This is a genomic window from Pseudomonas sp. B2021, assembly GCF_018135665.1.
Classification (GTDB): Bacteria; Pseudomonadota; Gammaproteobacteria; order Pseudomonadales; family Pseudomonadaceae; genus Aquipseudomonas; species Aquipseudomonas lactis.
In genome coordinates this window covers 1,842,230-1,856,713 of sequence record NZ_SMOF01000001.1, presented here as the reverse complement: position 1 = coordinate 1,856,713, position 14,484 = coordinate 1,842,230, and the positions used below count along the sequence as shown (strand labels likewise).

The following is a 14,484-nucleotide window of genomic DNA, read 5'->3' as shown; positions in this document are numbered from 1 at the left end:
GTGTACTCCCGAATTTCTAGATGAGCGGATTTGATCTGCGGCAACCCCATCCGCTTGAAAGCAGCCATACTGAACTTATTGCAGTCCCCTGGAGGAACGCCTCATGCCCTACAAACATATTCTGGTCGCTGTCGACCTGACCGAAGAGTGCGATCCAGTGATCAAGCGCGCACAGGAATCCGCGATTGCCAATGGCGCCAAACTGTCGCTGGTGCACATCGTCGAGCCCATGGCGATGGCCTTTGGTGGTGACGTGCCGATGGACCTTTCCCAGCTGCAGCAGCAACAATTCGACCAGGCCAAGGAGCGCCTGGACCGTTTGATTCTCAAATACCCGCACCTGAAAAAGGAAGACTGCCACCTGACATACGGCCAACCGCGCCAGGAAATTCACCACTTGGCCAAGGAACAGGGTTGTGACCTGATCGTAGTGGGTAGCCATGGGCGCCACGGCTTGGCCTTGCTGCTGGGCTCGACCGCCAATGATGTATTGCACGGCGCGCCGTGCGATGTACTGGCCGTCAAACTGGTAAAGAGTTCGTAAGACCGATGAAGGTCTAATGTGGGAGCTGGCTTGCCTGCGATAGCAGCCTGTCAGTTGATGCATCAGGTGGCTGATACACCGCTATCGCAGGCAAGCCAGCTCCCACAGTTGGATCGCATTTCATATTAAAAAGCCTCGCGCTCATAGGAATGAACGCCAGGCTTTTCAGTGCTGCAAGATCACTCAGGCATCCAACTCGGCCCAACGCTCAACCAACGCTTCCAGCTCCTGGTTCAACGTCTCCAAAGAGGCGATGACCTTGGCGGTCTCTGCCGCAGGGCGCAGGTAGAAACCAGCGTCAGCCATTTCCGCTTCGACCGCAGCAATCTGCTGTTCCTTGGCGTCGATATCACCCGGCAAGGCTTCCAGCTCGCGCTGCAACTTATAGCTCAGCTTTTTCTTGGCCGGCGCAGCGTCAGCCGCCGGTGCAGGCGCTTCGGCAGCGACCGGAGCCACCACCGCCGTGTTCAAGTCTGCTTTGCCCGACTTGCTCTCGGTTACGCCCAGCAGGCGCGGCGAGCCGCCCTGACGCAGCCAGTCCTGATAACCGCCCACGTATTCACGCACCTTGCCTTCACCTTCGAAGACCAGGGTGCTGGTGACCACGTTGTCGAGGAATTCCCGGTCGTGGCTGACCATCAGCACAGTGCCGTTAAAGGTCAGCAAGACCTCTTCCAGCAGTTCCAGGGTTTCCACGTCGAGGTCGTTGGTCGGTTCGTCGAGTACCAGCAAGTTGGCCGGCTTGCTGAACAGCTTGGCCAGCAGCAGGCGCGCGCGCTCACCACCCGACAGCGCCTTGACCGGCGTACGTGCACGCTGCGGGCTGAACAGGAAGTCGCCCAGGTAGCTGAGTACGTGGCGGCTCTGGCCGTCGATGTCGATAAAGTCGCGGCCTTCGGCGACGTTGTCGATCACGGTCTTTTCCAGGTCCAACTGGTGGCGCAACTGGTCAAAGTAGGCCACGTCGATGCGAGTGCCCTCTTCGACCTTGCCGCTGGTCGGTTGCAGGCCGCTGAGCATCAGCTTGAGCAACGTAGTCTTGCCGGTACCGTTGGCGCCCAGCAGGCCGATACGGTCGCCGCGCTGCAGGACCATGGAGAAGTCCTTGATCAGGAACGGGCCGTCCGGGTGATGGAAGCTGACGTTCTCCAGCACCATCACTTGCTTGCCCGACTTGTCGGCAGTATCGAGCTGGATATTGGCCTTGCCGGTGCGCTCGCGGCGCTCACTGCGCTCGACGCGCAAGGCTTTCAAGGCACGTACGCGGCCTTCGTTACGGGTGCGACGGGCCTTGATGCCCTGGCGGATCCAGACTTCTTCCTGGGCCAGCTTCTTGTCGAACAGCGCGTTGGCGGTTTCTTCGGCCGCCAGGGCGGCTTCCTTGTGCACCAGGAAGCTAGCGTAGTCGCCGTTCCAGTCGATCAGGCCGCCACGGTCCAGTTCGAGGATGCGCGTGGCCAGGCTCTGCAGGAAAGCACGGTCGTGCGTGATAAACAGCACGGCGCCTTGGAAGTCCTTGATGGCTTCTTCAAGCCAGGCGATGGCGCCAATGTCCAGGTGGTTGGTCGGTTCGTCGAGCAGCAGCAGGTCCGGCTCGGACACCAGGGCCTGGGCCAGCAGCACGCGACGACGCCAGCCGCCGGACAATTCGGCGAGGGTCTTGTCGGCCGGCAGTTGCAGGCGGCTCAGGGTGCTGTCCACCAGTTGCTGCAAGCGCCAGCCGTCACGGGCTTCGAGGTCTTGCTGGACGTGCATCAGCTTGTCGAGGTCTTCCTCGGTGACGCAGTTCTGCGCCAGGTGATGGTATTGCGCGAGCAACTCGCCAACGCCATCCAGGCCTTCGGCAACCACGTCGAACACTGTCCGTCCGTCGGCCACCGGCAATTCTTGCGGCAATTCGCCGATCTTGAGGCCCGGGGCACGCCACACAGAGCCGTCATCGGGCTTCTGGTCGCCTTTTACCAGCTTCATCATGCTGGACTTGCCGGTGCCGTTGCGGCCGATGATGCACACCCGCTCACCACGGGCGATCTGCCAGGACACCTTGTCCAACAACGGCATGGCGCCGAAAGCAAGGGACACATCGCTGAATTTGAGCAGGGTCATACGCTTCTCCAAAAACTGGGCGCGCATTCTACCTGATGTGAGGGTGGGATGCGGTCGGCATTTTCTCTATTGACACGTTCTGTAGGACATTTCCGGCGAACTTGAACGAACCAGCCGGCAAAGCTTTCGCGGGCCGCTGGCAAAAGGCTAAGCTAGGGGCAATCAGTGTCGGCAGTGCCGGTGCTAGTCGTGATTTCTCTGCACGGACGTCTCATGCGCAGTCGCCTTTTCAACTTTTTATCTTGTCTGCTTCTTTCCGCCACTGCCGTTCAATCCGCCCAGGCGGTGGACCTCACCACTCAACGCCAGTATTACGATCAAGCCAAACGCGCCCTGGCCAAGGGCGACAGCGGCCCCTACATGCAATACAGCCAAGCCCTGGCCGATTACCCGCTCACGCCCTACCTGGCCTATGACGAGCTGACCGCGCGCCTGAAAACCGCGAGCAACGAGGAAATCGAACAATTCCTCGCCAAACACGGCGACCTGCCCCAGGCCAACTGGATGAAACTGCGTTGGCTGCGCTGGCTGGCCGAACGTGGCGATTGGCAGACCTTTGAAAAGTACTACGACACCAAGCTCAATTTCGTCGAGCTGGACTGCCTGCATGGCCAGTACCAGCTCAGCCACAACCTGAAAGCCGAAGGCTACAAGACTGCCGAAAAGCTGTGGATGACCGGCAAATCCCAGCCCGCCGCCTGTGACGTCACGTTTGGCCAATGGGCCGCTGCCGGCCAACTCACCGAGCAGAAGATCTGGGAGCGCGCCAAGCTCGCCGCCGAAGCGCGTAACTACGCGCTGGCCAATAGCCTGGTGAAAACCCTGCCCACCCTCGGCGCCCAAGGCCGCTTGATGGTGGATGTTGCGCAAAAGCCCGACATGCTCAGCGACCCGTCACGCTTCCAGCCGGCCACCGAGGCCATGGCTGACGCCGTGGGCCTGGGCCTGCGTCGCCTGGCGCGCCAGGATCCGGACAAAGCCATGTCGCTGCTCGACGGTTACGCCAGCAGCATGCACTTCTCCCGTGACGAAAAAGTGTCGATTGCCCGCGAGATCGGCTTGACCCTGGCCAAGCGCTTCGACCCGCGCGCGCTGGAGGTCATGACCAAGTACGACCCCGAACTGCGCGACAATACGGTCTCCGAATGGCGCCTGCGCCTGTTGTTGCGCCTGGCGCGCTGGGAAGACGCCTACCAGTTGACCCGTAAGCTCCCACAAGACCTGGCCACCACCAACCGCTGGCGCTACTGGCAGGCGCGCAGCCTGGAGCTGGCCGAGCCGAAAAACCCGCAGGCTTTGGTGCTGTACAAAAACGTCGCCAAGGAGCGGGACTTCTACGGTTTCCTCGCCGCTGACCGCTCCAAATCGCCTTATCAGTTGAACAACAAGCCGCTAGTGATGAGCCAGGCCCTGGTCAACAAGGTCCGCAACACCCCAGGCGTGCGCAGGGCCCTGGAGTTCTACGCCCGCGGCCAGATCGTCGACGGTCGCCGTGAGTGGTACCACGTCAGCCGTCATTTCAACCGTGACGAGATGGTGGCCCAGGCCAAACTGGCCTACGACATGAAGTGGTACTTCCCGGCGATCCGCACCATCAGCCAGGCGCAGTACTGGGACGACCTGGACATCCGCTTCCCGATGGCCCACCGCGACACCCTGGTGCGCGAAGCCAAGGTACGCGGCCTGCACTCCAGTTGGATCTTTGCCATCACCCGCCAGGAAAGCGCGTTTATGGATGACGCCCGTTCCGGCGTTGGCGCCAGCGGCCTGATGCAACTGATGCCCGGCACCGCCAAGGAAACCGCACGCAAATTCAGTATCCCCCTGGCCTCCCCGGCCCAAGTGCTGGACCCGGATAAAAACATCCAGCTCGGCGCTGCCTACCTGAGCCAGGTGCACAGCCAGTTCAACGGCAACCGCGTGCTCGCCTCCGCTGCCTACAACGCCGGCCCCGGCCGCGTGCGCCAATGGCTGCGCGGCGCAGACCACCTGAGTTTCGACGTGTGGGTGGAAAGCATCCCCTTCGACGAAACCCGCCAGTATGTGCAGAACGTGCTGTCTTATTCGGTGATCTACGGGCAGAAGCTCAACTCACCGCAACCGTTGGTGGATTGGCATGAGCGGTACTTCGACGACCAGTAGGAGCGAGCTTGCTCGCGAAGAACGTCAACGCTAACGCGTGCTTCCTGGATAAACGCGGCGCCTGTGAGTTTTTCGCGAGCAAGCTCGCTCCTACAGAGGCGCCATTGCCCGCATCGAGAGATGCGGGCATTTTTTATTTCACCTGTTCATCTCCATCGTTGAACTGCAACGCCGCCAACCGCGCATACAACGGATTGCTCGCAATCAACTGCTGATGCGTGCCCACCGCCACCAGCTTGCCCTGGTCCATTACCGCAATGCGGTCGGCATTCTTCACCGTGGCCAAACGATGCGCGATGACCAGCGTGGTGCGCCCCTGCATGAGCTGCGGCAGGGCTTGTTGGATCAGGTGTTCGCTCTGAGCGTCGAGGGCGCTGGTGGCTTCGTCCAGTAGCAGGATCGGCGCGTCGACCAGCAAGGCGCGGGCGATGGCCAGGCGTTGGCGCTGGCCGCCAGAGAGGCCCTGGCCACTTTCGCCGAGGTGGGTTTGGTAGCCGTCGGGCATTTGCAGGATGAAGTCGTGGGCGTGGGCAATACGCGCGGCGGCTTCCACCTGGGCGGTGGTGGCGGACGGGTTGCCGTAGCGGATGTTGTCCTCGACGCTGCCGAAGAACAACGCCGGGCTCTGGGACACCAGGGCGAAATGGCGCCGCAGGTCCAGGGGGTCTAGCTCGGTCAGCGGCTGGCCTTCGAGCAGGATTCGGCCTTGCTGGGGGTCGTAGAAGCGCAGCAGCAGATCGAAAATCGTCGACTTGCCCGCACCGGACGGCCCTACCAAGGCCAGGGTTTCGCCCGGGTTGATGGTCAGGTTCAAGCCGTCGATGGCATAGCTGTCCGGTCGCGAAGGATAGGAAAAGCGTAGGTCCTGCAGTTCCATGCGGCCGCTGACCCGTTCCGGCAAACGTACACCGCCAGTGGCCGGCGCCTGGATGTCGCTGCCTGACTGCAACAGCTCACCGATCCGCTCCGCCGCCCCAGCGGCACGCTGCAACTCGCCGAGCACTTCGCTCAGGGTGCCAACGGCGCTGCCGACAATCAGGCTGTAGAACACGAACGCCGCCAGCTCACCGCCGGAAATACGCCCGCTGATCACGTCCATGCCGCCCACCCACAGCATCACGCCCACCGCACCGAGCACCAGCATGATCACCAGGGTAATCAGCCAGGAGCGCTGCAAGATGCGCTTACGTGCGGTGATGAAGGCGTCCTCGACGGTGACGGCAAAGCGCTGTTCGTCCTGCACCTGATGGTTATAGGCCTGCACGGTCTTGATCTGGCCCAAGGTCTCGGCGACATAGCTGCCAACGTCCGCGATACGGTCCTGGCTCAAACGCGACAGGCTGCGCACCCGACGTCCGAAAATCAGGATCGGCGCCAGCACCAGCGGCAACGCCACCACCACGATGCTGGTGAGTTTGGGGTTCGTGATAAACAGCAACACGATGCCGCCGATGACCATAAGGGCATTGCGCAAAAACAGCGACAGCGATGAGCCGATCACCGATTGCAGCAAGGTGGTGTCGGTGGTCAGCCGCGACTGGATTTCGGAGCTGCGGTTGTTCTCGTAGAAGCCTGGGTGCAGGTAGATCAGGTGGTTGAACACTTGCCGGCGAATATCGGCCACCACCCGCTCGCCAATCCACGACACCAGGTAAAACCGCGTGAAGGTGCCCACGGCCAGGCCGAGCACCAGCAGCATGAACAGGCCGATGGACTGGTTGAGCAAGTGCGGCGACTGAGTCATGAAGCCCTGGTCCACCAGCAGGCGTATGCCCTGCCCCATGGACAAGGTGATGCCAGCGGTGACGATCAGCGCCAGCAGTGCGCCAAGCGCCTGCCAGCGGTAGGGCGCGATAAAGCGGCTGGCCAGGCGAATCGCACGGCGTTGACGGATGGAGAACATGGGAGGTATCACCAATGAGGAATCTGTACCCTCCAACATTGGGGGAACTTGCGCGAATAACAATGAGTCAGGTTAATTATGCCCACCGATGCAGGCCGCTAGAGGCTATCGGTCTAAGCCTCATCTGGAAATATGTACCGGTTTCTGGTGGACTGGGTGTTCAAACCGATGAGCGTGTAAGGAGTTGTAACGGCGCGTTCATGCGGGGGAATTAAAGTAGGTACACAACCTGATGAGGAGACAGGCCATGACCTTGCAAAATAGCAGCGACGCCAAGATTGAAGTGATCCGCCAGCCGCAACAGCTGCCTTGCTCGTATATCGATGCCAAAGGCCAGGAAGTGCAGATTACCGAAGAAATGATCCAGCAAGCCTGCAGCGAACTGGAACAGCGACTGGTCAAGCCTGCCCAGCAAGGCTGAAGCGCCCAAGCTCTTTCAAACCCGGCCCCGGTGGCCGGGTTTTTTATGCCCCCTGTAGGAGCGGGCTTGCTCGCGAAAAACCTGAGGGCGCCGCGTTAAATCAGAAACGCTGCGTTATCGTTGACGTTTTTCGCGAGCAAGCTCGCTCCTACAGTTATAGGTGTTCGGCGCCCAGAGCAGCCACGATCTGCGACAGCACCACCGACTCCCCCATGATGCGCACCTTCAAGCCATCGATCTCGCGACGTTCCGGGTAATGCTTGCGCAGCAGGTCAAAGGCCTGGCGCTGCTCCTGCACGGTACCTACCAGGCTGCGGCGGAAATCCGCATCGTCACGGCGTGGGTCGTACACACTGCGGCACAAGGTCGCCAGCGCCCAGGCCGGGTCAGTCGTAGCGTTAAGGTGCATCTCGGCCAGCCAGGGGGCCGGCAGCAAATCACTCAGCTGGATACTCGGCTCCTGGCCCAGGTGCGCACACAGCGCCTGGTAAATCTGCGCGGTACCGCGCTGTTTGCCATCGAGGCTGTAGCCGGCGATATGGGGCGTGGCCAGCACGCACAGGTCTGCCAGCTCGACATCCACCTCGGGCTCGCCTTCCCACACGTCCAGCACCGCTTGCAGGTCTTCGCGCGCCAGCAACACCTCGCGCAGGGCGGCGTTATCCACCACCGCGCCCCGGCTGGCATTGATCAGCCAGGTGCCCGGCTTGAGCTGTTCCAGGCGCTGGCGATCAAACAGGTGCCAGGTCGAACCATTGCCGGACTTGATCAGCGGCGTATGCAAGCTGATCACGTCACAGTGCTCGATGATCTGCTGCAGGCTGACGTAATCACCGTCTTCGGTGACCTGGCGCGGTGGGTCGCACACCAACACATTCCAGCCCAGGCCCTTGAGCACCTTGACCAACCGCCCGCCGACTTCACCGGCACCGACGATACCGTAGGTGCGCTGCTTGAGGTCGGCGCCTTCGATTTCAGCCAGGGTCTGCAAGCTGCCGAGCACGTAGTCCACCACCCCACGCGCATTGCAGCCGGGCGCGCTGGACCACTGGATACCTGCTTGCTTGAAGTAGTCGAGGTCCAGGTGGTCGGTGCCGATGGTGCAAGTGCCGACAAAACGCACCTTACTGCCCTCGAGCAGGGCGCGGTTGACGTTGGTCACCGAGCGCACCAGCAGTACATCGGCCTGCTCGACCGTGGCGCGGTCGATGGAACGGCCGGGCACACGGCGAATCTCGCCAAACCCTTCGAAGAATGCATCGAGCAGCGGGATATTTTCGTCGGCAACAATCAGCATGGCAGGCTCCTTTGGCGGATTGGCAGTGTACAGAAGATCCTGTGTAGGAGCTGGCCTGGGCGCATTGCTTACAAATCCCTAACACAGGTTTTTTCCTGACCACTGCGTCAACGCGTAGAATCCGCCGTCCTTGCGACTGCCTTTTTATTGGACACCTGTACGTGAACACTGCCACCGCTACCCTCTCCCGCCCCGCCCGCATCAGCCGGGAAGTGCGCGGCCTGCTGACGCTGGCCTTGCCGATCATGATTGGCCAACTGGCAACCACCGCGATGAGCTTCGTCGATGCGGTGATGGCTGGGCGCGTGAGCCCGCAGGACCTGGCGGCGGTGGGCCTGGGTAATTCGATCTGGATCCCGGTGTACCTGTTGATGACCGGTACTCTGCTGGCCACCACACCGAAAGTTGCCGAGCGTTATGGCGCGGGCAAACTCACCGAGATCGGGCCTCTGGTGCGCCAATCGTTGTGGTTGGCCGTGGTGGTCGGTCTCTGCGGCGCGCTGCTGTTGCTGTGCGCCGAGCCGATCCTGCATGCCATGAAGGTCGAGCCCGACCTGATCGAGCCGTCCATGGGCTACCTGCACGGCATCGCCGCCGGTATGCCGGCGGTTGCGTTGTACTACGTGTTTCGCTGTTTCAGTGACGGCCTGGGCCGCACACGGCCGAGCATGGTCATGGGCTTGTGCGGGTTGGCGCTGAATATTCCGCTGAACTACATCTTCATCTACGGCCACTTTGGCGTACCGGCCATGGGCGGCGTGGGCTGTGGCTGGGCTACCGCCATTGCGATGTGGGTGATGATGATCGGCCTGGCCATCTGGACGCGCTGGGGCGCGGCCTATCAAAGCAGCGAATTGTTCAAGCGCTTCGACTGGCCGCAATGGACGGTGATCAAGCGCATCCTGGGCATCGGCCTACCGATTGGTGTGGCGATCTTCGCCGAGTCGAGCATTTTCGCGGTGATTGCCCTGTTGCTTGGCAGCCTGGGCGCCACGGTGGTCTCCGGTCACCAGATAGCCCTGAACGTCAGCTCCCTGGTGTTCATGATCCCCTATTCCCTGAGCATGGCCGTCACCGTGCGGGTCGGCCAGGCGTTGGGGCGCGGCGAACCCCGGGAAGCTCGCTTCGCCGCCGGCGTCGGCATGGGCACCGCCCTGGCGTACGCGTGTTTTTCCTGCAGCTTGATGCTGCTGTTTCGCGAGCAGATTGCAGCGATCTACACCCCCGACCCGGTGGTGATCCACCTGGCGTCGATGCTGATCGTGTTCTCGGCGTTGTTCCAGTTCTCCGACTCGATCCAGGTCACCGCCGCCGGCGCATTGCGCGGCTACCAGGACACCCGGGTGACCATGGTGCTGACCTTGTTCGCCTACTGGGGCGTGGGCCTGCCGGTAGGTTACGCCCTGGGCCTGACAAACTGGCTCGGCGAGCCCAGCGGCCCGAGCGGTTTATGGCAAGGGCTGATCGTGGGCTTGAGCTGTGCAGCGGGGATGTTGGTGGTGCGCCTGGCGCGCAGTGCACGCCGACGCATCCGGGCCGAAAAGGCGCAGGCTTAATCGGCTTTCTTGCGGATCCAGTACAGGTAGGTGCCAGCATCTTCCTGCTGATCCACCAGTTCGTGGTCGAGAAACACGCAGAACTTGGGGATATCGCGACGGGTCGACGGGTCGGTCGCGATCACCTTGAGCAGACCGCCCGCCGGCAGGTCGCGGATGTGCTGGTGCAGCATCATCACGGGTTCCGGGCAGTTGAGGCCGGTGGCGTCGAGGGTACCGTCAACAGGTTCAAGACTCATACTTCACTCCTAAAACTGGCACCGCTCAGCAATGTGGGAGCGGGCTTGCCCGCGATGACGGGGGCACATTCAACATAAATTTCGACTGTTATACCGCTTTCGCAGGCAAGCCAGCTCCCACATTTAATATCAGCGGCCTTTAGATTTCTTTATGTCTATCAGACGACGCAAGTGGCAGGTGACCTCTTCGCGGTCGTGGTAGAGCTGCTTGCAGCCAATCTCCACACGAATGCCGCGCGCCTTGAAGCCCTCTTCGATGCGCTCCAGCAAACGCTTCACTTCGGCGTAACGCTGCTTCATCGGCAACTTCAGGTTCACCACCGCCTCGCGGCAATGCCCTTCGCCAATCCAAGTTTCCAAGAGTGCCGCGTTGCGCGCGGGTTTTTCGACGATGTCGCAGACCATCCAGTCTACCGGCTGCTTGGGCACGAAGGTGAAGCCGTCGGCCATCAGGTGTTGCACCAGGCCGGTGTCCATCAGGCTTTCGGCCATGGGGCCGTTGTCGATGGCGGTCACCAGCATGCCACGGTTGACCAGTTGCCAGGTCCAGCCGCCTGGCGCTGCGCCGAGGTCGACACCAGTCATGTCGCCGTGCAGGCGTTCGTCCCACTGGTCGCGGGGGATGAAGTGGTGCCAGGCCTCTTCCAGCTTGAGGGTCGAGCGGCTGGGCGCGTCACGCGGGAACTTGAGGCGCGGGATGCCCATGGGCCACATCGCCGAGTTGTTCGATTCGGCCAGGCCCATGAACACTTCGCGGCCGCTCTTGAAGGTCAGCAGCAGGCGCGGCTTGCTCGGGTCGTCCACCAGCTTGCCGGCGTTAAGCAGGGCTTTGCGCAGGTGCACTTCGAATTTCTTGCAGAAGTTCGACAGCTCCTTGCCGTCGTTGGTGTCGACCATCTCCAGCCACAGGCTGCCGCACACGGGGAATTCGCGCAGGTGGGCGAGGATCACGCTGATGCGGTCGGTTTCCGGCAGGTCGATAAACACCCCGCGCGCCCACTGCCGGGGGAAGATCAGCTCGGCAAAGCGTTGGCCGTGCATCAGGCGCTGGGCGCCATCTTCTTCGGTGCAGACAAATTCGGCGCAGGCGCTGCCGGTCTTGGCCTTGGCGTAGCCGGACACGTTCAGGCGCGCGGCGTGCTCCGCGATCTCGGAACAGACTTCGCCTTCAAAACCCGGGCGGCAGTGCATAAAAAGGGTGTTCATTGAATCTCCTGGTGAATCAACTGGCCTTGCGCTATCGCAATACCTGTCATGAAAACGCGCGCATGATAGCCGAGTTCGGAACCTTGGACTCAGCGATAGAGTCCAGTTATTAGCCTGCTAATGAAAACAGCGCTAACGTGATAGCTCTGTTCGTCCCGTCAGGTCCGTAGCCGTGCGGACCATAAGGAGTCATGTAATGTCATCCCTTGATAGCCTGAGAACCCTTAAGACACTGCACATAGACAGCAAAACCTACCACTACTTCAGCCTGCCCGAAGCCGCCAAGAGCCTGGGTGACCTGGACAAGCTGCCGATGTCCCTCAAGGTGCTGCTGGAAAACCTGCTGCGCTGGGAAGACGCCAAGACCGTCACCGGCACCGACCTCAAGGCCATCGCCGCCTGGCTCAAGGCGCGCCAGTCGGACCGCGAGATCCAGTACCGCCCCGCTCGCGTGCTGATGCAAGACTTTACCGGCGTACCCGCCGTGGTCGACCTGGCCGCCATGCGCGCCGCCGTGGCCAAGGCCGGCGGTGACCCGCAGCGCATCAACCCGCTGTCACCGGTGGACCTGGTGATTGACCACTCGGTGATGGTCGACAAGTTCGGCAGCACCAGCGCCTTTGAACAGAACGTCGATATCGAAATGCAGCGCAACGGCGAACGCTACGCCTTCCTGCGCTGGGGCCAGAGCGCCTTCGACAACTTCAGCGTGGTGCCGCCGGGCACCGGCATCTGCCACCAGGTCAACCTCGAATACCTGGGCCGCACCGTGTGGACCAAAGAGGAAGACGGCCGCACCTACGCCTTCCCCGACACCCTGGTCGGCACCGACTCCCACACCACCATGATCAACGGCCTCGGCGTACTCGGCTGGGGCGTGGGCGGGATCGAAGCCGAAGCGGCCATGCTCGGCCAGCCGGTGTCGATGCTGATCCCGGAAGTGATCGGTTTCAAGCTCACCGGCAAGCTCAAGGAAGGCATCACCGCCACCGACCTGGTGCTGACCGTGACGCAAATGCTGCGCAAGAAAGGCGTGGTGGGCAAGTTCGTCGAGTTCTACGGCGACGGCCTGGCCGATTTGCCCCTGGCCGACCGCGCGACCATCGCCAACATGGCCCCGGAATACGGCGCGACCTGTGGTTTTTTCCCGGTGGATGAAGTGACCCTGGACTACCTGCGCCTGTCCGGCCGCCCGGCTGAGACGGTCAAACTGGTGGAAGCCTATACCAAGGCCCAGGGCCTGTGGCGCAATGCCGGCCAGGAGCCAATCTTCACCGACACCCTGGCTCTGGACATGGGCACTGTCGAGGCCAGCCTTGCCGGGCCCAAACGTCCCCAGGACCGTGTCGCCCTGCCGAATGTAGGCCAAGCGTTCAGCGATTTTCTCGACCTGCAATTCAAGCCCACCAGCAAAGAAGAAGGCCGCCTGGAAAGCGAAGGCGGAGGCGGCGTTGCCGTGGGCAATGCGGACCTGGTCGGCGAGGCGGATTATGAATACGAAGGCAACACCTATCGCCTGAAAAACGGCGCAGTGGTGATTGCCGCGATTACCTCCTGCACCAACACCTCCAACCCCAGCGTGATGATGGCCGCCGGGCTGGTGGCAAAGAAAGCCGTGGAAAAAGGCCTGACCCGCAAGCCCTGGGTGAAAAGCTCCCTGGCGCCGGGCTCCAAAGTGGTCACCGACTACTACAAGGCGGCGGGCCTCACCCAATACCTGGACAAGCTTGGCTTCGACCTGGTGGGCTACGGCTGCACCACCTGTATCGGCAACTCCGGCCCCCTGCCCGAGCCGATCGAAAAAGCCATCCAGAAGGCCGACCTCACCGTCGCGTCGGTGCTGTCCGGTAACCGTAACTTCGAAGGCCGCGTGCACCCTCTGGTGAAAACCAACTGGCTGGCCTCGCCGCCCCTGGTCGTCGCTTACGCGTTGGCCGGCACCGTGCGCATCGACATCAGCAGCGAGCCGCTGGGCAATGACCAGCAGGGTAATCCGGTGTACCTGAAGGACATCTGGCCCAGCAGCCAGGAAATCGCCGAGGCGGTGGCCCAAGTCAGCACCAGCATGTTCCACAAGGAATATGCCGAAGTGTTTGCCGGCGACGAGCAGTGGCAAGCCATTGAAGTGCCGCAGGCAGCCACCTACGTGTGGCAGCCGGATTCCACCTATATCCAGCACCCGCCGTTCTTCGACGACATCGCCGGCCCGCTGCCGGTGATCGCGGACGTCAAGGGCGCCAACGTGCTGGCCCTGCTGGGGGATTCGGTAACCACCGACCACATCTCCCCTGCCGGCAATATCAAGGCCGACAGCCCGGCCGGGCGCTACCTGCGCGAACAGGGCGTGGAGCCGCGTGACTTCAACTCCTACGGTTCACGCCGGGGTAACCATGAAGTGATGATGCGCGGCACCTTTGCCAATATCCGTATCCGCAATGAAATGCTCGGCGGCGAAGAAGGCGGTAACACGCTGTATATCCCCACTGGCGAGAAAATGGCGATCTACGATGCGGCCATGAAGTACCAGGCCTCCGGCACACCGCTGGTGGTGATCGCCGGCCAAGAATACGGCACCGGCTCCAGCCGCGACTGGGCGGCCAAGGGTACCAACCTGCTGGGCGTCAAGGCGGTGATCGCCGAGAGCTTCGAGCGCATCCACCGCTCCAACCTGGTGGGCATGGGCGTGTTGCCGTTGCAGTTCAAGCTGGATCAGAACCGCAAGACACTCAAGCTCACCGGCAAGGAGAAGATCGATATCCTCGGGCTGACCGCTGCCGAGATCGAGCCGCGAATGAACCTGACGTTGGTGGTCACTCGCGAGGATGGCAGCAGCGAGAAGGTTGAGGTGCTGTGCCGGATTGATACCTTGAATGAAGTGGAGTACTTCAAGGCGGGTGGGATTCTGCACTACGTGCTGCGCCAGTTGATCGCCTCTTAAGAGCAACGCAGATCAAATGTGGGAGCTGGCTTGCCTGCGAAAGCGGTGGGTCAGTCAACCTTTTTATAGCTGATACTCCGCCATCGCAGGCAAGCCAGCTCCCACAGTTTTGATCATATTCCAGGCGTAAAA

General features: G+C 61.7%; 10 protein-coding genes. 5 read left to right on the top strand and 5 right to left on the bottom strand.

What is annotated here, in order from left to right; translation table 11 throughout:
- Positions 1-103 precede the first annotated feature (103 nt).
- On the top strand, positions 104-544 hold the full coding sequence (locus E1K68_RS08420; RefSeq protein ID WP_003189647.1) for a universal stress protein: 441 nt from the start codon (positions 104-106) through the stop codon (positions 542-544).
- A gap of 183 nt (positions 545-727) precedes the next feature.
- Here E1K68_RS08420 and E1K68_RS08415 read toward each other — a convergent pair whose 3' ends face one another.
- Positions 728-2,650 carry an ATP-binding cassette domain-containing protein gene (locus E1K68_RS08415; RefSeq protein WP_003189646.1) on the bottom strand — a complete coding sequence of 641 codons (1,923 nt, stop codon included), beginning with the start codon at positions 2,648-2,650 and terminating at the stop codon, positions 728-730.
- A 213-nt stretch (positions 2,651-2,863) separates the two neighbouring features.
- Between E1K68_RS08415 and E1K68_RS08410 the strand changes: the two genes are divergently transcribed.
- Positions 2,864-4,792, top strand: coding sequence for a transglycosylase SLT domain-containing protein (locus tag E1K68_RS08410; protein ID WP_057710848.1), 1,929 nt, complete (start codon positions 2,864-2,866; stop codon positions 4,790-4,792).
- 133 nt (positions 4,793-4,925) lie between these two features.
- Here E1K68_RS08410 and E1K68_RS08405 read toward each other — a convergent pair whose 3' ends face one another.
- Positions 4,926-6,704: an ABC transporter ATP-binding protein/permease gene (locus E1K68_RS08405; RefSeq protein ID WP_212614880.1), complete on the bottom strand. Its 1,779-nt coding sequence runs from the start codon at positions 6,702-6,704 to the stop codon at positions 4,926-4,928.
- Positions 6,705-6,942: 238 nt separating this feature from the next.
- Between E1K68_RS08405 and E1K68_RS08400 the strand changes: the two genes are divergently transcribed.
- Positions 6,943-7,116, top strand: a complete 174-nt coding sequence (locus E1K68_RS08400; RefSeq protein ID WP_003189642.1) for a PA1571 family protein — start codon at positions 6,943-6,945, stop codon at positions 7,114-7,116.
- 154 nt (positions 7,117-7,270) lie between these two features.
- On the opposite strand, the gene pdxB is transcribed toward E1K68_RS08400, so the two are convergent.
- Positions 7,271-8,413 (bottom strand): 4-phosphoerythronate dehydrogenase PdxB, encoded by a 1,143-nt coding sequence (gene pdxB / locus E1K68_RS08395; protein ID WP_212613954.1) that lies wholly within the window; start codon positions 8,411-8,413, stop codon positions 7,271-7,273.
- 161 nt (positions 8,414-8,574) lie between these two features.
- Between pdxB and E1K68_RS08390 the strand changes: the two genes are divergently transcribed.
- On the top strand, positions 8,575-9,969 hold the full coding sequence (locus E1K68_RS08390; protein ID WP_003189639.1) for an MATE family efflux transporter: 1,395 nt from the start codon (positions 8,575-8,577) through the stop codon (positions 9,967-9,969).
- Here E1K68_RS08390 and tusA read toward each other — a convergent pair.
- Both tusA and rlmM read right to left on the bottom strand, forming a co-directional pair.
- A complete protein-coding gene (gene tusA / locus E1K68_RS08385) occupies positions 9,966-10,208 on the bottom strand; it encodes a sulfurtransferase TusA (protein WP_003189637.1) in 243 nt (80 codons plus the stop codon). The two genes, E1K68_RS08390 and tusA, sit on opposite strands and share 4 nt — an antisense overlap.
- Before the next feature lie 129 nt (positions 10,209-10,337).
- Entirely contained in the window at positions 10,338-11,414 is a 1,077-nt protein-coding gene (rlmM, locus tag E1K68_RS08380) for a 23S rRNA (cytidine(2498)-2'-O)-methyltransferase RlmM (protein WP_003189635.1), read from the bottom strand.
- A 196-nt stretch (positions 11,415-11,610) separates the two neighbouring features.
- Here rlmM and acnA point away from each other — a divergent pair, with 196 nt between their 5' ends.
- Positions 11,611-14,352 carry an aconitate hydratase AcnA gene (gene acnA / locus E1K68_RS08375; protein ID WP_003189634.1) on the top strand — a complete coding sequence of 914 codons (2,742 nt, stop codon included), beginning with the start codon at positions 11,611-11,613 and terminating at the stop codon, positions 14,350-14,352.
- The last annotated feature ends 132 nt before the right edge of the window (positions 14,353-14,484 follow it).

Coding starts and splice junctions, on each gene's coding strand:
- tusA (WP_003189637.1), bottom strand. CDS start 10,208: ATGAGTCTTGAACCTGTTGACGGTACCCTCGACGCCACCGGCCTCAAC.
- E1K68_RS08420 (WP_003189647.1), top strand. CDS start 104: ATGCCCTACAAACATATTCTGGTCGCTGTCGACCTGACCGAAGAGTGC.
- pdxB (WP_212613954.1), bottom strand. CDS start 8,413: ATGCTGATTGTTGCCGACGAAAATATCCCGCTGCTCGATGCATTCTTC.
- rlmM (WP_003189635.1), bottom strand. CDS start 11,414: ATGAACACCCTTTTTATGCACTGCCGCCCGGGTTTTGAAGGCGAAGTC.
- E1K68_RS08410 (WP_057710848.1), top strand. CDS start 2,864: ATGCGCAGTCGCCTTTTCAACTTTTTATCTTGTCTGCTTCTTTCCGCC.
- E1K68_RS08415 (WP_003189646.1), bottom strand. CDS start 2,650: ATGACCCTGCTCAAATTCAGCGATGTGTCCCTTGCTTTCGGCGCCATG.
- acnA (WP_003189634.1), top strand. CDS start 11,611: ATGTCATCCCTTGATAGCCTGAGAACCCTTAAGACACTGCACATAGAC.
- E1K68_RS08400 (WP_003189642.1), top strand. CDS start 6,943: ATGACCTTGCAAAATAGCAGCGACGCCAAGATTGAAGTGATCCGCCAG.